The sequence below is a fragment of the Oceanirhabdus sp. W0125-5 genome (assembly GCF_027938815.1).
Lineage (GTDB): Bacteria > Bacillota > Clostridia > Clostridiales > Clostridiaceae > Oceanirhabdus.
The window spans coordinates 3585158-3605020 of the sequence record NZ_CP115913.1 but is presented as its reverse complement, the minus strand read 5'-3'; the positions used below and the strand labels follow the sequence as shown (position 1 = coordinate 3605020).

The window sequence follows — 19863 nt, the reverse complement described above, 5'->3', positions numbered from 1 at the left end:
ACCTCCGCGGAGACCATATATTGTGGTTAGGGCTAGATACCCTTTCTACGAATATGGATTAAACCTGCAATGTGGTGAAAGCTATGTGCAGTGTAGCCTGTCTTGAGTGGGGTAGGTAGAGGTCTTAGGACTTAAACCTATGCTGCAAAAGAGACTAAAGGAATAGCCAACTGTTGAGGAAAGCTCCTAGACTGTTTGTTAAGAGGTATATTAAGGATTGCAGTATGGTCTAAGTGGTAGTCCAGTACTAAAATTGGTAACATTTTAGACAGAGTTTTAATGGGAAACCGTCAAGTTGGCGACACTTGGTAACTCTGTGGGAAATCCAACTGGACCTAAGCCATAAGGTTTACTTAATATATTACCACTTTAATACATATTTTTATTTGTTGTGAGGAGAATTAAGTGGGTAAAGAGAAGAAAGCTAAAAAAGCTAAGGAAACAATGAGTCACAAAAAATGGGTATTTTACATCATATTATGGACAATTTTATTAGGGGGAACAATTACCTCGTTATCTGATTTGCTACTAAAAAACGCTGAAGTATTAGTAGCTTTTGTTATATTGATTTTAATAATTGCATTTGGAGTGGTTTTAGATACAGTTGGTACAGCAGTTACTGCTGCTAACGAAACTCCTTTTCACTCAATGGCAGCAAAAAAAGTACCTGGAGCAAAACTAGCTGTTAAGTTAGTTAGAAATGCTGATAAGGTCTCTAATTTTTGTAATGATGTAATTGGTGATATATGTGGAATCGTTAGTGGTACAGCTAGTGGAATAATCGTTAATACACTTGTGGGTAGAGGATTCCCAATTAAAGAGACTTTGCTTAGTGCCTTGATGGGTTCTCTAGTTGCGGCAGGGACTGTTGGTGGTAAGGCCATGGGGAAAAATATTGCAATTAAATATAGTAATGATATTGTTTTTAAAGTTGCACAGATAGTAAACATGATTAAGAAGGAAGGGTAAGATGTATAATATATTAGATAAAGTTAATTCTTTTAAGGACATAAAGACTTTAGATTATGAACAATTAGATATGCTTAGTATGGATATAAGAAAATTCCTTATAGAGAATATAAGTAAGACAGGTGGTCATTTAGCATCTAATTTAGGTGTTGTGGAATTGACCATTAGTTTATATAGAGTCTTTGACCTGGATATTGATAAGGTTATTTGGGATGTTAGCCACCAATCATATGTACATAAAATTTTAACTGGTAGAAAAGATAAATTTCCAACATTAAGACAACATCAGGGATTAAGTGGATTTTTAAAGAAGAGTGAAAGTAAATATGATTTCTTTGAAGCAGGACACAGCAGTACATCTATTTCAGCAGGAGTAGGTATGGCTAGGGCAAGAGATCTTAAAAATGAAAAATTTGATGTAGTATCCATAATTGGTGATGGTGCACTTAGTGGTGGAATGGCTTTTGAAGCATTGAATGATGTAGGATTCAGAAAAAGTAAAATGATTATTATTTTAAATGATAATGAAATGTCAATTTCTAAAAATGTTGGCTCAATATCAAATATTCTTAATGATCTAAGAGTGAATCCAAAATATAATACCATAAAACATAAGGTAAGGAGTTCAATAGACAAAATACCTCATATAGGGAAAAAGATATCAAACAGTATTGTTAATGTTAAGAGTGCAGTTAAACAGGTAGTATTACCTGATATGATATTTGAAGATATGGGATTGCATTATTTTGGACCAATAGATGGCCATAATATTAAACATCTAGATGAAATCTTAGAGGATGCAAAAAAGTTAAATGAACCAGTATTAATACATGTAATAACTAAAAAGGGAAAAGGGTATAAACCAGCTGAAAATAATCCAGATAAGTTTCATGGTATCGGGAAATTTGATGTTATTACTGGAGAAACATTAAAAAAATCAACTCCAACGTATTCATCAGCCGTAGGAGATGCTCTTATTGATATTGCTAAAGAAGATGAAAAAGTAGTTGCAATTACAGCAGCTATGCCCAAAGGAACTGGTTTAGGTGAATTCAGTAAAAAATTTGAAAATAGATTTTTTGATGTAGGAATTGCTGAACAACATGCTACAACAATGGCAGCTGGGATGGCTAGTGAAGGTTTAAAGCCGTTTTTTGCAGTCTACTCTACATTTCTTCAGAGAGCTTTTGATCAAATATTACATGATATTTGTTTGCAGAAGCTACCTGTGGTTTTAGGAATTGATAGAGCTGGGATAGTTGGTGATGATGGTGAAACACATCAAGGGGTATTTGATATTTCTTATCTAACACAAATACCAAATATGACTATTGTAGCTCCTAAAAAAATTGGGGAAGTAAATAAAATTCTGAGATGGGCATTTAATCATAATGCTCCTGTAGCGATTCGTTATCCTAGAGGAGGAGATTATGATGAAATTAACGAAATTGATGATATTAGTGTTATTAATGATGGAAAATGGGAAATAATTAAAGAAGGAAAAGATATTGCGATTATTAGTAACGGCAGGCTTTTAACAAAAGCTCTTGAAGCATGGAAAATTCTTAATGAAAAAGGAATAAATGCTTCACTGATAAATGGATTATTTATTAAACCTCTTGATACGCATCTGTTGGATGAATTAAAAGAGAACTTCAATATGATAGTTACTGTAGAAGACAATGTGTTAAGGGGCGGATTTGGTGAAAGTATTTTATCTTATTTAAATAAAGATCATGACAAAGTAAAGGTTCTTAATCTTGGATTTCCAGATGAATTTATTGAACATGGAAATATCGAAATACTTTACGAGAAATATGATTTACATGGCCAAGGAATCGCAAGCAGTATAGAAAGGGCTTTAAGGTGATTTAATGGAAACTGAAAGATTAGATGTTCTGCTCTATAAGAAAGGGATGTTTTCTTCAAGAGAAAGAGCACAAGAACATATAAAAAAAGGTGATATTCAAGTTGATGGTAAAATTGTTACTAAAACCGGAAAGAAGGTCTTAGTAGACAGCGATATTCAATTTACGGGAAGAAAAATTCCATATGTAAGTAGAGGTGGATTGAAGCTGGAGAAAGCCATTGATGAATACAATATAGATTTAAAGGATTTAATATGCATGGATATAGGTGCCTCTACGGGAGGTTTTACAGATTGTATGATACAGAATGGAGCTCATAAGGTATACAGTATTGATGTGGGGACAGACCAACTACATGAAAAATTAAAAGGTCATCCTCAAATAATATCAATGGAAAATTGTAATATTAGAGATCTCACTCAGGAGCAAGTAGAAGATAATATTGATTTTATATCTATAGATGTTTCTTTTATATCACTTAGTAAGATACTTTCAAAGGCAAATAGTTTTCTAAAGGACAATGGGAGAATTTGTGCTTTAATAAAGCCACAATTTGAATGTGGTAGAAAATATCTTAATAAAAAAGGTGTAGTTAAGGATAAAAAGGAACATAAAAGGGTTATAAATGAAATTTTAAGTTTATTTAAAGATGAGAATATAGGTAATGTTAAACTTAGTTATTCACCTATTAAAGGACCGAACGGAAATATTGAGTATTTAATTTATGGAGAAAAATCCATTGTAGAATATAATGATATTCAAGTTGAGAATATTGTAAATGATGCATTTTTAACATTAAAGTAGGTGGTTCAATATGAAAAGAATTGGAATAAATATAAATTCAAGCAAAGATATTCATGGTGATCAGTTAAATGAAATCATAGAGAAATTAAAACAGGTTTTTCATGATGTGCATTTTGAAATATTCAAAGATTCTATGGATTTAAATACTGAAAGAGCTGAGAATTTGAATTTTATTATTGTTTTTGGTGGGGATGGGACTATACTTAGAACTGCAAGAAGTCTTGGTAAGAACGATATCCCTATTTTAGGTATTAACATAGGGAATCTAGGTTTTTTAACCAATGCTGAGATTGGGGATTTTGACGATATTATTGGAGAATTATATAGGGATTCATATGAAATTGAAGAAAGAATTATGTTGAATTGTAAAATAAAAGACGGTAAATCAGATGAATTTATAGCCTTGAATGATATAGTGGCTGCAAAGGGTACCCTATCTAGAATAGTAGAATTCTCAATAAGTATAGATAATAAATTTTATACCAATTTTACTGCAGATGGTATAATAATATCTACACCAACAGGTTCAACTGCTTATAATTTATCAGCTGGAGGACCAATTATTCATCCAGAGTTAGATGTTGTTGCCATTACACCGATTTGTCCTCATACAATGTCAATGAGAACAATGGTTGTTTCAGCAAATAAGGAAATTTCATTAAAGCTAAAAGGGCAAAATGAAAGTATTTTTTTAACTGTTGATGGTCAGAATGTTTATGAACTATCTGAAGAGGATGAGATAATTGTAACTAAGAGTGAAAAAAGATGTAAAGTATTACGTTTATTAAATAATGATTATTTTGATATTCTTAGAAGAAAAATCATGCATAAAAATAATTTTATGAAGGTGAGAAAAAATGAAGGGTAAAAGACAAGCAACTATTATAGAAATTATAAAAAAGTATGATGTTGAAACACAAGAAGAGTTAAGAGAAAAACTTTTAGAAAAAGGTATTGATGTTAAACAATCAACTCTTTCTAGAGATATTAAAGAACTAAGGATTATTAAAGTATTATCAAAGAACAAGAGATATAAATATGCTATTTCAGTTCCAGATACTGATATTAAAAGAGAAAAGCTTCTTGGTATTTTCTCTAATAGTATATTAAGCATAGAGAAAGTTGATAAATTTGTTGTAATTAAAACTTTACCTGGAAGTGCATCAGCAGCTGCAGAAATGATAGATCAGCTTGATTTTTTTGGAATTGCAGGTACTATTGCAGGAGATAATACAATTTTTATACTTCTTAGAGAGGAAGAAGAAGCTAACAAATTGGTTGAAGAAATTCATAAAATTATCAATGATTAAAATCAATTTTATTATTAGATGACTAATAGGAGGATATTATGCTTCTAGAATTACATATTAAAAATTTTGCCTTAATACAAGAGGTGAAAGTTAGCTTCAATGACGGATTTAACGTTCTATGCGGAGAAACAGGCTCAGGTAAATCTATACTTATTGATGCAATTAACTTTGTTCTTGGAGGAAAGTTTTCAAAAAACTTAATTAGAAGTGGAGAAAATAAAACTTTTGTACAAGCGATATTTCTCATTGAAGAAGAATATATTAAAGACAAGCTTAATGATATTGGGATTGAATATGAAGATTATTTGATTATTTCTCGAGAAACATTCAAATATGGTAAAACAATAACTAGAATTAATAATACTGCTGTTAATATTTCCGCATTAAAAGAATTAACCAAGAATATATTAGATATTCATGGACAGCATGATAATATAGGACTATTAGATAGTAAAAAACATATCATGTATCTAGATCACTATGGAGATACAGCATTTATTGAGAAAAAAAAGCAGTTTGAAGATAAATTTAAAGAATATACTAAGTTAAAGAATAAGGTAAATAAGTATAGGGAAGAAATTCAAGGGGCTAATCAAAGGATTGAATTTTTAAAATTTCAAATTGATGATATTGAAAAGCATGAATTGAAATCTGGTGAAGATGTTACTTTATACGAGAGCTTTAACACACTAAGTAATAGTGAAAAAATTAAAACTACTCTTGAAAATGCATATAATACATTAAATGGCTCTAATTATGGTGGAAGATCTATCTATGATGATTTAAATAGCATTGTTTCTGAGCTTATAGAGCTGGAAGAGTGTTTTCCTAAAATTAAAGGTGTAAAAAATGATTTGAATGATGCTTTTTATGTTATTGAAGAGTGTATTAGAGAAATAAATAGTTTAAGTGGAGAGATATATTTTGATAACAACGAATTAGATTGGATTAATGAAAGACTATACATAATTGATAGTATGAAAAAAAAGTATGGTGAAACAATAGATGATATAATCCAATACAAAAATTCTATTGTTAAGGAGTATGATGAACTTCAGAATAGAGACAATGAAATTGATGAGTTAGAGGAAAAAATTTTAATTTTTGAAAAAGAATTACTAGTTTTAGCTGAAGATTTACACAATGATAGAGTAGCTATAGGAAAAAAATTATCTGAAAAAGTTAATAATGAATTAAAATTTGTTGGTTTAGAAAAGAGTAACTTTGGTGTTGATGTAAGAAAACTATCAAATTTTAATTCTGTAGGAAATGATGAAGTAGAATTTTTGATTTCCACTAACCCAGGTGAGCCTATGAATTCTTTAGGAGCTATTGTATCAGGGGGAGAACTTTCAAGAATAATGCTAGGGTTGAAATCAGTATTTATTGATAGAGATAAAGTTTTTTCAGTAGTATTTGATGAAATAGATACTGGGATAAGTGGAAAGATTGCACAAAGAGTTGGTGAAAAAATGTATGATATATCAAAAAAACATCAAGTTTTTTGTGTAACCCATTTACCACAAATAGCGTGTATTTCTGATCATATATACAGAGTTGAAAAGAAGGTTCAAGAGAATAAGACTTTTACCAATATTAAGATACTTGACAGCACAGAAAAGATTGATGAAATAGCAAAAATGTCTGGTGGAGATAATATTACGGAAGCAATTAGAAATCATGCCATTGAAATAATAAGATTAGCAGATAATAAAAAACATAGAATAAATTAATAATATTGTGAAAAAATAAGACTATATAGTGTAGTCTTATTTTATTTTTTTTTGAAATAATAATAAATATAAAACAAGTATAAATCAGAAATATTATAAGTTAAATCTTTTTAAGCGTGATGAATGTAAACTTAATTTGTTTTTTTACTTTAGACTTTAAGCTCTTACAATTAAAGCCAAATAATTAATTTATTATATAACCCTAAATTCATTGGTTCTACTTCAAGTAAAAATACAGCATATAGCTTGTTTAAAAAGGGAACTTTAAATGTATGACGATAAATAAATGGGGGGAATTCAATGAAAAAAAGAAGTATTTATAATTTTATAATAATGTTACTTTTGTTAGTTGTTTGTGCAGTATCAAGTGTTTATGAGATATTACCTGATAATGTACATACAAAAAATTTAGATTCATATTTACAAAATAAAGTTATCAAATATGAAAAAGTTAATGCGCAAGAAACTGAAAATGATAATTTGTATGATGCTAAATTATTAGGTGTACTGAGTTTGAAAAAAGTTAATATTAATTCTGTAGGTAATGTAGAACTCTATCCTGGAGGAACACCAGTAGGAATTAAATTAAAAACTAAAGGAGCTCTTGTTGTAGCGCTTACAGATATAAATGACAGTACAGTAGTTAAAAAAAGTCCAGCAGCATCTGCGGGAATTGTAGTTGGAGACTGTATTTTAGAGATAGATGGAAAAAAGATAAATGTAGCAACTGATATTTCAAAAATAATAAACGAAAATCCTAAAAGAGTGCATAGGATTTTAATAGAAAGAAAAGGAAAGAAGAATTTAAAGAATATTAAGCCAATTAAGAGTGAAGGCGATGGTAAATTTAAAATTGGAATGTGGGTAAGAGACAGCACGGCGGGTGTAGGAACACTTACTTTTTATCATGAAGGCAGTAAAAAATTTGGTGCTTTAGGTCATCCTATAACAGATGTAGATACAGGGGAAATAATGAAAATTGAGAATGGTGAAATAGTTAACTCAAATATTCTTTCAGTAAAGAAAGGTATGAGAGGGGCACCAGGAGAATTAAGAGGAATTTTTAATGAAAATAGCAAAAGTTTAGGAGAAATAAAAAGCAACACTATTTGTGGGATTTTTGGGAATAGTAATGGGAAAATTATCAATCCAATCAGTAGCAAACCTATGCCGATTGCCTTAAGAGATGAAATTAAATTAGGTAAAGCACAAATTATTACAACCATAAAAGGAAAAAAACCAGCATTCTACGATATAAAGATTGAAAAACTATTAGACCAAAACACAGCTAATGGGAAAAGCATGTTAATTAGGGTTACAGATGAAAAATTATTGAAGGAAACTGGCGGAATAGTTCAAGGAATGAGCGGAAGCCCTATTATACAAAACAACAAAATTGTTGGTGCTGTGACACATGTATTAGTTAATAAACCAGATGTAGGATATGGAATTTATATTGAATGGATGATAAATGATGCTGAAATTTTAAATAAATAGTGGTAAAATTACTAAAAAGATAGTAAAATATAAGTAAAGATAGTAAGATGTATATCTGAAATCTTTATTTATTTTTTTATTGTGAAATAAAGTAATGATTTAGCATTACAGGTGATTTATTAGTGTAGAAAGTGTACATATATTGAAAAACTGACTTTTATTATGTATTAATTAAAAAAAAATAAAATAAATTTTCTCAAATAGAAGGAATTACCAATCGTTTGTCGAATTCAATAATTGTTAAGAATTGGTATTTTGGGAAAGAAGAAGGGGGAAGATCAAATGGATGATAACAAAATCAAGGTTTTAATAGCAGATGATAATAAAGAATTTTGTAGTATTCTTAACGATTATTTATTAACACAAAAGGATATAGTAGTTACAGGTATTGCTAGAGATGGATTGGAAGCTTTAAAGCTTATTGAAGAAAAACAACCGGATTTAGTTGTATTAGATATTATTATGCCTCAACTTGATGGTCTAGGAGTTTTAGAAAGATTAGGGAGTATGAATCTAAGTTCATCACCAAAAGTGATTGTTCTTTCAGCTGTAGGGCAAGATAAGATTACTCAGAGAGCTATAACTCTAGGTGCTGATTACTACGTAGTTAAACCTTTTGATATGGATGTATTCACTAAGAGAATCAGACAAATGTTCAATAGTACAATAGCTAGCGAGGGAAGCAGAGTAGCAAGTACATTTGTAAACTCTCAACCTGCTGTAGTTAGAAATGAAGTTAGAAATGAGCCATTCGATCTTGAAAGAGAGATAACTAATATAATTCATGAGATTGGTGTTCCAGCTCATATTAAAGGTTATATGTATTTAAGAGAAGCTATAAGCATGGTAGTTAATGATATTGAGTTATTATCAGCAGTAACTAAAGAATTATATCCATCTATAGCTAAAAAATTCAATACTACAGCTAGTAGAGTTGAAAGAGCAATCAGACATGCAATTGAGGTTGCTTGGTCTAGAGGTCAAGTTGACACTATCAATAAGCTATTCGGATACACAATTCACAATGATAAAGGCAAGCCAACAAACTCTGAGTTTATCGCTATGGTTGCTGATAAGTTGAGATTACAGAATAGAGTTAGCTAGAATAATTATGAATTTAAAGATACTTTTATATCAGTTATGATATGGAGGTGTCTTTTTGTTTTGTCTAAATTAAGTCATGAGAATTTTGATTGTTAGGATGTATTAGATAAAGTATTAGAAGAATAATAAAACTATTATTTAAATAAATATTTAAAAGTGATTAACTTTATGCATAGGAGAATGAACTAATGAAAAAAGAAGTTATCTCTGATAGACATGGAATTGTTCTTATGACCATGTTTATAATTGGAACTAGTTCAATACAAGCAACTGGAATAGATGCTAAACAAGATATATGGTTAGCAATAATCCTTGGAACTTTTATGTCGATACCCATATTATTTATATATGCTAGATTACATGTAATTTTTCAAAATAAAGATATGTTTGATATTATCGAATGTTGTTTTGGAAAGGTTATTGGTAAAATAATAGAGTTGATAATTACTCTTTTTATTATAGAGACAGCTGCTGAAGTTTTGATTAATTTTGGATATTTCGTTAAAATAATTGGACTTCCAAGAACTCCAATGTTTTTGCTAGATGCATTAATGATATTTTTATGTGTTTGCATGGTTTATAAAGGAATTGGAGTAATAGGAAAATGGGGTGAATTTTTTATAATCATACTAGTTGGTTTTTTAATAGTATCATTACTATTATTGATTCCAGCTATGGATATTAAAAATCTTAAGCCGGTTTTAGCTAATGGCTCAAAGCCAATACTTAAAGGGTCTTTTGCAGCTTTTATGTTTCCATTTACAGAAACAATACCATTTACAATTGCATTTTCAGCTTTTAAAAGAAAAAAATCCCCATATAAAGTCTATCTTATAGGATTATTTTTTGGTTCGTTTTTAATACTTGGGGTTTCAATGATTAATATATTGGTTTTAGGCGTAGATACAGCTTCATCCCTATATCATCCTACGTACTTTTCTTTTTCAAAGATGGGTTTCGGAGTCTTTTTAAAAAGGGCAGAAGTAATAGCATCTATCATATTCTTATTAGGAGTGATTATTAAAATTAGTGTATTTTTGCTAGGTGCATGTAGAGGATTCGGTAAAATATTAGAATATAAAGATTATGGAGTTCTAATTATTCCAACAGCTGTTTTAATACTAATTATATCTCATTTTGAAACAATAAATATTATGAGTTTTTATGAATGGACTGCTGGAATGTGGAATTATTATGCTTTAATTTTTCAGGTAATCTTTCCTATTATTATATGGATTATTGCTGAAATTAAAAAGAAAAATTATGTGAGAATTAAAAAACAGGTAGAATAAACTACCTGTTTTTAATTGCTATTGATTATGTGAATGAGCTGCTTTATTTCTATCATTCATACCATGGCGATCATGAGCACCGTTAGTTTTTGCATTATCTTTTGTGCTTCTATTTGGATTTCTTGATGGTTTTTGTTTTGTCATAATTATCTTCCTTTCAGCTTATTTATTTTTAGTTGCGAAAGTATTTCTAGTAAGTTCTGATTCGCTGTGTCTATTTTGCATTGATCTAAATTTACCATCTTCTTTTTTGTTCTGCTTGGTAGCTTTAGGTTTATTTTCGCTTGTCATATTTACCTTCCTTTCATCTTATGTTTTTGAAATTATATTTTATCTCATGATTAGGTTTTCCATTACAAAGCTTAAATATTAGATGATTTTTATCTATTCTATATTGTAAAAAACATGTATATATTGTATTATTTACTGATACATGGGATTAAGGTATAATAACTGTATAAAAGACTAAAAATAATATTTTGAGAGCTAAGGGCGATTGTTATTTGTTGTTCGATTAGAAAATTATTTATTGTACATAAATATATTTAATCTATTTAAATGAATCAACTTTCACCATAGACTTTCAATATTTCAATATATAAAAAAATAAGAGAAAGAAGGAGTATAAAATGGAGTTAAGAGAAAAAATTTTAAATAAAGAAGATATTTTTAAAGGAAAAATAATCGATGTGAAAATGTTAGATGTGGAACTTCCTAATGGGAAGAAAGCGAAAAGAGAGGTTGTTTATCATAATGGGGCTGTTGGAATTTTAGCTTTTAAAGAAGATAAAGTTCTTATAGTTGAGCAATATAGAACCCCTATAGATGATATTATACTTGAAATACCAGCAGGGAAGCTTGATGGTGATGAGGATTCATTAAAGTGTGCAAACAGAGAACTGAGAGAGGAAACAGGGTATATAGCTAACAAGATTGATTATATAGGAGAGATTGTAACTTCAGCAGGGTTCTGTAATGAGATAATCAAACTTTATTGTGCAACTGATTTAGAGTACGTTGGAGATGATAGAGATGAGGATGAGTTCTTAAATGTTAAAGAAATGCCAGTTGATGAGTTAAGAGAATTAATAAGAACTGGGAAAATAATTGACAGTAAAACTCTTTCGGCAATGTGTTTCTATGATAATAGGAAATAATGGTAATAAGAAAAGCTCCTCACACATAAGATATTACTATACTATATAAAGAATAAAGAAAAGAGAATAAAGAATAAATCAGGTGGTTTTGCTACGCAAAACTTTATTTCTTCTTTGTTCTTTGATATTTATTCTTTGAATATATTTATAGTGTGAGGTGTGGAATGAACTATAGAGTAAAAAGTGGTGTGAAAGAAAAAATCATATTGCATGTTAATAATAATATGATTTTTTATCTAATTGCGATTTTCTGTTTATGTTTTGGTATGGTTATTGGAATATATTCTGCAAAGTACATAGTTGGTCAACAAAGGGATGGGTTAGTTGAAGTTATAAATAGAAATGCTTCAATTTTAAATGATGGAAGTATTACTACATTCCATTATTTTTTAAGAACATTAAAAAGTAACCTTCAGTTCTTCTTGGTGCTTTTTGTTTTAGGTTTGACTGTAATTGGACTACCTCTCATATATCTTGTTGATGTATATAAAGGATTTACTCTAGGCTTTGCGTTCTGTTTCGTTACTAATAATTTTGGGACAAGTGGATTGTGGTTAGCGATTGTTGGTCTTATAATATTTAATATTATGTACATACCAATAGTGCTCTTTGCTTCAGTACTAGCTATAGAAAATTCTATTAGAATTATTCAAAATGGAATTGGAAGAGGGAATAGTTGGTTCAAAGGAATTTTATCATATGGCAGCTATTATATAATAATAATTACCTTGGTTATAGTAATAAATTTTATTCAATGCATTATATTTCCATTACTACTAGCCCAAGTATAATTTTTTTACTTGGGTTTTCTCAAAAATAAAAAAAAATTAAAATCTTTGGAGGAATTTTGAGATTTTTGTTGAATACTACATATTAAGTGAGTAAATTATTTTTTTGAGGTGATGTCATGGCGCTTATGGCTGAATATATTAAATACATAAACAGCAAGAGCTTTACCAATAATACAAAAGAAGCCTATATTAGTGATTGCAATATGTTTTTAAATTATGTTCAGGAACTTAATATTGAGTTTTATGACATCGATAACATATTGGTAATTAAATACTTAAACAACCTGAAAATGCAGAAAAAAGCTAACTCAACAATAACAAGAAATTTAAGTTCTATCAATAATTTACTTGCATTTATGTATAAGAAAAAAATTATCAAAGAACCTGTGGTTACTGAGTTTGAAATACCTATTAAGGATAGACCAGTACCAGTTACTTTAACTGTTGATGAGGTTGATCTTTTACTTAATACACAAGATTTAACAACTTTTAAAGGGTTAAGAGATAAAGCAATGTTAGAACTTATGTATGCATGTGGAGTAAAGGTAAGTGAGCTATTAAGCTTAAGTATTTATGATCTTGATCTAGAACGTAGACAAATGTTTTTAAGAAAGAATAAACGAAAGACAAGAGTAATACCAATAGGAAAAATTGCATTGAAGTATCTTACGGATTATATGGATGAGAGAAAGAATTATCCCAAAAATAAAAGTGATTTAGTTTTCTTTAATTTAAAGGGAGAAAAACTCACTAGACAAGGTTTTTGGAAATTAATTAAAGAATACAGCAAAGAAGCAAATATAGAAAAAAACATTAACACGTATACCTTAAGGCACTCATTTGCAATTCATTTAATTGAAAATGGCGCTGATATAACAGCTGTGCAGAGAATACTAGGTCATAAAAATCTAGTGGCTACAGCTATTTATAAAGATGTAATTGATAACTACAAGATAAAGGAAGTTTATGAAAATTCACATCCCAGAGCTAAATAAACATTAGATAAGAAAGGAGTAATATTATGAGTAAAAGAGCTATTATAATTGTATTAGATAGTGTTGGTATAGGCGCATTACCTGATGCAGATCTATATGGAGATAAAGGTAGTAATACAGTAGGAAATATAAGCGAGAAATTAGGCGGATTGAAGCTTAAAAATATGGAAGCTTTAGGACTTGGAAATATTGATGAAATAAAAGGAATTGATTCAGTTGATACACCAAAGGGGGCATTTGGTAGATGCTCTGAAGCTTCAAAAGGTAAAGATACAATAACAGGACATTGGGAAATCAGTGGTGTTATTCTTGAAGAACCTTTAAACACTTATCCTAATGGATTCTCAGAGGATATAATAAAAGATTTTGAGGAAAAAATAGGTAGAAAAATAATTGGTAACAAAGTGGCTTCAGGAACTGAAATTATAAAAGAACTTGGAGAAGAGCATGTTAAAACAGGTTACCCTATTGTTTACACTTCTGCAGATTCAGTTTTCCAAATAGCTGCTCATGAGGAAGTGATTTCAGTACCAGAGCTTTACAACATGTGTCAAATTGCTAGAGATATGCTTGTAGGTGAAAGAAGTGTTGGAAGAGTTATAGCTAGACCATTTGTTGGAGAAGTAGGTAATTTCACAAGAACAGCAAATAGAAGAGATTATGCTCTTAATCCACCAATAAAAATGCTTCTACAATATATGGAGGAAGCTGGTCAAAGCGTAATGGCAGTAGGTAAAATTGAAGATATATTTAACAAACTTGGAGTAACTGATGCAGTTCACACTAAGAACAATATGGATGGCGTAGATAATGTTATAGAATACATGAAAATGAATAAAGATGGTCTTATATTTGCAAATCTTGTTGATTTTGATATGCATTATGGTCATAGAAATAACGTTGAAGGATATGCTCAAGCGTTATTAGATTTTGACAATAGAATGCCTGAAATTCTTGAAAATATGGATGAAGATGATGTATTAATTATCACTGCTGATCATGGTTGTGATCCAACAATGCCTGGAACTGATCATTCAAGGGAGTATGTTCCATTACTTGTATATGGAAACAATATTAAGGAAAATGTTAACCTTGGCACAAGAAAATCTTTCTGTGATATTGGAAAAACAGTATTAGATATGTTTAATGTTGACAACGACATCAATGGAGAAAGTTTTTATACAGAAATTAAAAAATAAATATTGATTATGAAAATTTAATATTATGGAGGGTTTATAATGAATTACGCAAAGATAAAAGAGAGTGCAGAGTATATTAAAGGTGTTATAAAGGAGACTCCTGAAATTGGGGCAATATTAGGATCTGGTTTAGGAGCTATGGCAGATAACCTTGAAGAAAAAGTAATAATTAAATATGAAGATGTACCTAACATGCCTGCATCAACAGTTCACGGTCACGCAGGACAATTCGTTTTTGGTAAATTAAATGGTAAAAACGTTGTTTGCATGCAAGGTAGATTCCATTACTATGAAGGTCATGCAATGGAGAGATTAGGTATGCCTGTTAACATCATGAAAGAATTAGGTGTTAAAGTATTAATGGTTACTAATGCTGCAGGAGGAGTAAACACTGAGTATGTACCTGGAGATCTAATGATTATTAAAGATCATATTAACTTTGCAAGCAATAACCCATTAATGGGATCAAATGATGATGAAATCGGACCAAGATTCCCAGATATGTCAGATGCATATGATAAAGACTTAAGAGAAGTAGTTAGAGAGTGTGCTAAGGATATCGGAGTTGATATAAAAGAGGGTGTATACACTATGATGACTGGTCCTGCATACGAAACACCAGCTGAGATTAGAATGTTAAGAATTTTAGGTTCAGATGCTGTTGGTATGTCTACTGTTCCAGAAGTTATAGCTGCAAAACACTGTGGATTAAAAGTAATTGGTATTTCTTGCATAACTAACATGGCTGCAGGTATTTTAGAGCAACCACTTAATCACGAAGAGGTTATCGAAACTTCAGCGATGGTTAGAAAGCAATTTATTCAATTAGTTGGAGAAATAATTAAGAGAGTATAATTTATTCTTTTGAATATATAGATGCGAAAAACTTTGTTTCATTAGTTAAGAAAATAATTAAAATGATGTAGTCTGGAAAGGAGTAATTGAGTTATGAGAATGTATGATTTAATCCTTAAGAAAAGAAGAGGGGAAGAATTATCAAAAGAAGAGATAGATTTCTTTGTTCAAAAATATACTAAGGGAGAGATTCCAGATTATCAAGCTTCTGCTTTATTAATGGCAATTTTCTTTCAAAAGATGAATAAAGAGGAAACTGTTAACTTAACAATGTCTATAGTAAACAGTGGAGATGTTATTGATCTTTCTGATATTAAAGGAGTAAAGGTTGATAAGCACAGTACAGGTGGAGTGGGAGATACTACTACATTAGTTCTTGGACCTATGGTTGCATCTTTAGGTATTCCAGTTGCTAAAATGTCTGGTAGAGGACTTGGACACACTGGTGGAACTATAGATAAACTTGAGAGTTTTGATGGTTTCTCAGTTGAAATGACAAGAGAAAAATTCGTTGATAACGTAAACAGCTTAAAACTTGCTATCGCTGGACAAAGTGGTGACTTAGCACCAGCTGATAAGAAATTATATGCATTAAGAGATGTTACAGCTACAGTTGATAATATTTCTCTTATCGCTTCAAGTATCATGAGTAAGAAGATTGCTTCAGGTGCAGAGGCTATAGTACTTGACGTTAAAGTTGGAGATGGGGCATTCATGAAAACTGTTGAAGACGCAAGAGCTTTAGCACAAGAAATGGTTGCTATAGGTAAAGGTGTTGGAAGAAACACTGTTGCTATCATCTCTGATATGGATCAGCCGCTAGGAAAAGCTATAGGAAATGCTTTAGAGGTTAAAGAAGCAATTGAGACATTAAAAGGTAATGGACCAAGTGATCTTCTAGAGTTATGTTTAGCTCTTGGTAGCAACATGGTTGTTCTTGCTGGTGAAGCTAAAGACGCTGATGAGGCAAGAGAAAAACTTTTAGGAACAATTGAATCTGGTGAAGCTCTTAAGACGTTAAAAGCATTCGTTAAGGCTCAAGGTGGAAATGAAGCTATGGTTGATGATACTAACTTATTACCAGGTGCAGAGTTCATAGTAGAGGTTAAAGCACCTAAAGCAGGATATATATCAAAAATCAATGCTCAAAACATCGGTATTGTTGCAATGGAATTAGGAGCAGGAAGAGCGACTAAGGAAGATGTTATAGATCTTGGTGTTGGTATCATGATGGAGAAAAAGCGTGGTGCTAAGCTTGAAGAAGGCGATGTAATAGCGTATATTCATGCAAATGATAAGGCGAAAGCTGAGAGAGCAATAAAGGGAATTCTAGAAAATATAACAATTAGTGAAAGTTATGAGCAAGAAATTCCACTAATTTATGACATAGTAAAATAATAATTCAAAAGCTGTTAAAGAAGGGTTGAACTTCTTTTAACAGCTTTTTATTTCATCCTCTTCTAAATATGAAAAAATTAAATAGCTATAATATTTATATATTAGGTAAAAATAAGTACAAAGTTAGTTATGAGGAGGATGAATATGAAAAAAACATCAAAACATTTAATTAAGTTTATTGCTGCTATATACATATTCGAACTATTTTTACCTATACACATTTGTGCTTTAGAGCCTAGAAATGAAAGTGAGAATATTTCTGGTGGTATGAACATTGAAGCTAATTCTGCTTTATTAATGGAACCTAAAAGTGGAAAAGTGATTTTTGAAAAGAATAGTGAAATAAAGTATGAACCAGCATCAGTAACAAAAGTCATGACAATGTTACTAACAATGGAAAAAATACATCAAAAAGAGATATCAATGTCTGATAAGGTCACAGTAAGCGAAAATGCAAAAAAAATGGGCGGCAGCACAATGCTACTGGATATAGGGGAAATAAGGACAGTAGAAGAACTATTGAAGGGTGTAGCCATTGCTTCAGGTAATGATGCGGCTGTGGCATTAGCGGAGTATATAAGTGGCTCTGAAGGGGAGTTTGTTATTCTGATGAATAAAAGAGCTAAAGAGTTAGGTATGGAAAATACTACTTTTAAGAATTGTCACGGATTACCTGAAAACGGACATGAAATGACAGCTAAAGATATTGCTATAATGTCACAGGAATTATTGAAATATGAAGAAATATTAAAGTACACTGGAACATATATGGAAACCTTAAGTGAAGGAAGAAGAACACCAATAGAAATGGTGAACCATAATAAACTTGTAAGATTTTTTAAAGGATGCGATGGATTAAAAACAGGATTTACTAGTAAAGCGAAATACTGCATATCAGCTACCGCAACAAGAGATGGTGTAAGAATGTTAGCTGTAATAATGGGTGCACCAACATATAAGAAAAGAAATAGAGATGCTTCATTACTTATGAATCACGGATTTAGTAAATTTCAAAAAATTGATATATTCAAGAAGGGTGATAAAGTAGAGAAAATTACTTTCAACAAGAGCGGAAGCAAGTTTTTGATAGCTCAAGCAAATGAAGATTTCTCAATCACCTTAGAGAGAAATAAAAAGAATCAGAAAATTGACAAAAAAATTATATTAGAAATGGATAAAAAAGCATACAAGAAGGGCGATGTAATTGGTAAGTGCCAAATATTCTTTGAAGAAAAGATGATTGGAGAATTTGAAATATGCAGTGATAGAGATATAAAAATTGGTGGATTTATCAACAATCTAATTAATAATATAAAAGACCTTTACGATTATGCTATATAAATATCAAACAGACACGATTTAATTTAATTGTGTCTGTTTCTTTAGTTACTGAAACCTTGCAAGAAAATACACATAGATGTTATAATTAAGGTTAGTTTAAATATAGAAAAAGCGGTGAAAATAATGGCATTAAATATAAAAATACACAATTTTGAAGGTCCCTTTGACTTATTGCTCCATCTTATTAAAAAGAATAAAATGAGTATTTATGATATAAAAATTAGAGATATCACTCAGCAATATATGGAGTACATAGAAGAAATGAAAAATATGGATCTCGATATAACATCTGAGTTTATTGTAATTGCTGCAATGCTTCTTGAATTAAAGTCAAAAGAATTGCTTCCTAAGAATAATTTATCAGCTGATGATGAGGAACATGAATTAACTAAAGAAGATCTTATTGAAAAGCTTATTTTGTATAGGAAGTTTAAAGCAGCAGCGGAATATCTTAAAGGTAAATCTAAAACATTTGGTTATATGTTTACTAAAAAACCAGAAATTATTATAGAGAAGAAAGAATTTAATATTGACGAAATGTTAAAAGGTGTTACACTTTTAGAGCTATTCAATATCTATAATGAGACTATGTATTTATACATGAACAAGTTAAATGAAAATACTGGTATACCAAATGAGTTTTTAGTTGATAAATACAAAATTGAGGATAAGATGCAGCATATAAATTTAATATTAACTAAGAGTAGAAATATTCAATTTAAAAGTATTATGAAAACTTGTGAGAGTAAGATGGAGGTTATAGTTACTTTTCTTGCTATGCTTGAATTGATCAAACAGAGAACAATAAAAGTGTCTCAAAAAGATAATTTTAATGAAATACATATTGAAAGGATTGTTGATAATGGATAATGAGTTTTATCAGATGCATATAGGAGAAGAAGAGACCAAAGTAAGATATTACTCAGTTGTTGAATCTTTATTGTTTGTTAAAGGAGAGCCACTTTCTTTTAAAGAGATATGTGATGTGTTAGATTGTAGTGAGGCATTTGGTAAGAAATTAATGGATGAACTTATTGAAATAAAAAATAAAGATAAGAAAAGCGGAATAAAAATTATTAAGATTAAAGACAGCTATCAGATGGTTACCAAAACTGAAAACTCTGACTTTATTAGAATGTTATTAAAAACAAATACTAGACAATCCTTATCTCAAGCTGCACTTGAAACATTGGCAATTGTAGCGTATAAACAACCTATCACAAAAGTTGAAATGGAAGAAATTAGAGGGGTTAAATGTGATAGAGCAATTTACACCCTAGTTGAGAAAAAATTGATAAAGGAAAGTGGAAGGAAAGAGGTTCCCGGTAGACCTATACTTTATGGTACAACTGATGAATTCCTAAGACATTTCGAACTTGAAAGTTTAGGATTATTACCAAATCTTGATGAATTTGAAATAGAAGAAGATTTCCATAAAGAGATTGAAGAACAATTCTCAGAAGAAGAGTCTTCAGATTATGAAAAAAAGGACATCTTGGAAGTTGCAGCAGACTTCGAAGAATAAAACAAATGTATAATGTATAATTGAT

The 19863-nt window shown here is 30.2% G+C and carries 20 protein-coding genes; 18 read left to right on the top strand and 2 right to left on the bottom strand.

From position 1 onward, the window contains the following. The first annotated feature begins 405 nt into the window (after window positions 1-405). From OW730_RS16690 to OW730_RS16650, 9 genes are all read left to right on the top strand, one after another. Window positions 406-969: a hypothetical protein gene (locus OW730_RS16690; protein ID WP_271225188.1), complete on the top strand. Its 564-nt coding sequence runs from the start codon at window positions 406-408 to the stop codon at window positions 967-969. Between the two features lies 1 nt (window position 970). Next, on the top strand, window positions 971-2839 hold the full coding sequence (dxs, locus tag OW730_RS16685; RefSeq protein WP_271225187.1) for a 1-deoxy-D-xylulose-5-phosphate synthase: 1869 nt from the start codon (window positions 971-973) through the stop codon (window positions 2837-2839). 4 nt (window positions 2840-2843) lie between these two features. Then, a complete protein-coding gene (locus OW730_RS16680) occupies window positions 2844-3641 on the top strand; it encodes a TlyA family RNA methyltransferase (RefSeq protein WP_271225186.1) in 798 nt (265 codons plus the stop codon). 10 nt (window positions 3642-3651) lie between these two features. Then, on the top strand, window positions 3652-4509 hold the full coding sequence (locus OW730_RS16675) for an NAD(+)/NADH kinase (RefSeq protein WP_271225185.1): 858 nt from the start codon (window positions 3652-3654) through the stop codon (window positions 4507-4509). Then, the gene (locus OW730_RS16670) at window positions 4499-4951 is read left to right on the top strand and encodes an arginine repressor (RefSeq protein ID WP_271225184.1); all 453 of its coding nucleotides are present in this window, start codon (window positions 4499-4501) and stop codon (window positions 4949-4951) included. Before OW730_RS16675 ends, OW730_RS16670 begins: the two co-directional genes overlap by 11 nt. Window positions 4952-4989: 38 nt before the next feature. Continuing rightward, window positions 4990-6684, top strand: a complete 1695-nt coding sequence (gene recN / locus OW730_RS16665) for a DNA repair protein RecN (protein ID WP_271225183.1) — start codon at window positions 4990-4992, stop codon at window positions 6682-6684. A 300-nt stretch (window positions 6685-6984) separates the two neighbouring features. Further along, window positions 6985-8181, top strand: a complete 1197-nt coding sequence (gene spoIVB / locus OW730_RS16660; protein ID WP_271225182.1) for a SpoIVB peptidase — start codon at window positions 6985-6987, stop codon at window positions 8179-8181. A 282-nt stretch (window positions 8182-8463) separates the two neighbouring features. Further along, window positions 8464-9285: a sporulation transcription factor Spo0A gene (gene spo0A, locus OW730_RS16655; protein ID WP_271225181.1), complete on the top strand. Its 822-nt coding sequence runs from the start codon at window positions 8464-8466 to the stop codon at window positions 9283-9285. A gap of 188 nt (window positions 9286-9473) precedes the next feature. Then, the gene (locus OW730_RS16650) at window positions 9474-10577 is read left to right on the top strand and encodes a GerAB/ArcD/ProY family transporter (protein WP_271225180.1); all 1104 of its coding nucleotides are present in this window, start codon (window positions 9474-9476) and stop codon (window positions 10575-10577) included. 18 nt (window positions 10578-10595) lie between these two features. On the opposite strand, the gene OW730_RS16645 is transcribed toward OW730_RS16650, so the two are convergent. After that, window positions 10596-10721, bottom strand: coding sequence for a hypothetical protein (locus OW730_RS16645; protein ID WP_271225179.1), 126 nt, complete (start codon window positions 10719-10721; stop codon window positions 10596-10598). An 18-nt stretch (window positions 10722-10739) separates the two neighbouring features. After that, window positions 10740-10868: a hypothetical protein gene (locus OW730_RS16640; RefSeq protein ID WP_271225178.1), complete on the bottom strand. Its 129-nt coding sequence runs from the start codon at window positions 10866-10868 to the stop codon at window positions 10740-10742. Between the two features lie 338 nt (window positions 10869-11206). On the opposite strand from OW730_RS16640, the gene OW730_RS16635 reads away from it, so the two are divergent. The 9 genes from OW730_RS16635 (at window position 11207) to scpB (ending at window position 19838) form a co-directional block, all read left to right on the top strand. Beyond that, window positions 11207-11734 carry an NUDIX hydrolase gene (locus OW730_RS16635; RefSeq protein WP_271225177.1) on the top strand — a complete coding sequence of 176 codons (528 nt, stop codon included), beginning with the start codon at window positions 11207-11209 and terminating at the stop codon, window positions 11732-11734. A gap of 164 nt (window positions 11735-11898) precedes the next feature. After that, a complete protein-coding gene (spoIIM, locus tag OW730_RS16630; protein WP_271225176.1) occupies window positions 11899-12525 on the top strand; it encodes a stage II sporulation protein M in 627 nt (208 codons plus the stop codon). Between the two features lie 116 nt (window positions 12526-12641). Then, window positions 12642-13520: a tyrosine-type recombinase/integrase gene (locus tag OW730_RS16625; protein ID WP_271225175.1), complete on the top strand. Its 879-nt coding sequence runs from the start codon at window positions 12642-12644 to the stop codon at window positions 13518-13520. A gap of 26 nt (window positions 13521-13546) precedes the next feature. Further along, entirely contained in the window at window positions 13547-14719 is a 1173-nt protein-coding gene (locus OW730_RS16620) for a phosphopentomutase (RefSeq protein WP_271225174.1), read from the top strand. 39 nt (window positions 14720-14758) lie between these two features. Next, on the top strand, window positions 14759-15574 hold the full coding sequence (locus OW730_RS16615) for a purine-nucleoside phosphorylase (protein ID WP_271225173.1): 816 nt from the start codon (window positions 14759-14761) through the stop codon (window positions 15572-15574). Between the two features lie 93 nt (window positions 15575-15667). Continuing rightward, window positions 15668-16972: a pyrimidine-nucleoside phosphorylase gene (locus OW730_RS16610; protein ID WP_271225172.1), complete on the top strand. Its 1305-nt coding sequence runs from the start codon at window positions 15668-15670 to the stop codon at window positions 16970-16972. A 144-nt stretch (window positions 16973-17116) separates the two neighbouring features. Beyond that, the gene (locus OW730_RS16605; RefSeq protein WP_271225171.1) at window positions 17117-18313 is read left to right on the top strand and encodes a D-alanyl-D-alanine carboxypeptidase family protein; all 1197 of its coding nucleotides are present in this window, start codon (window positions 17117-17119) and stop codon (window positions 18311-18313) included. A gap of 123 nt (window positions 18314-18436) precedes the next feature. Further along, window positions 18437-19183: a segregation/condensation protein A gene (locus tag OW730_RS16600; RefSeq protein WP_271225170.1), complete on the top strand. Its 747-nt coding sequence runs from the start codon at window positions 18437-18439 to the stop codon at window positions 19181-19183. Continuing rightward, window positions 19176-19838 (top strand): SMC-Scp complex subunit ScpB, encoded by a 663-nt coding sequence (gene scpB / locus OW730_RS16595; protein ID WP_271225169.1) that lies wholly within the window; start codon window positions 19176-19178, stop codon window positions 19836-19838. The genes OW730_RS16600 and scpB overlap by 8 nt, the downstream gene beginning before the upstream one ends. Window positions 19839-19863 lie beyond the last annotated feature (25 nt).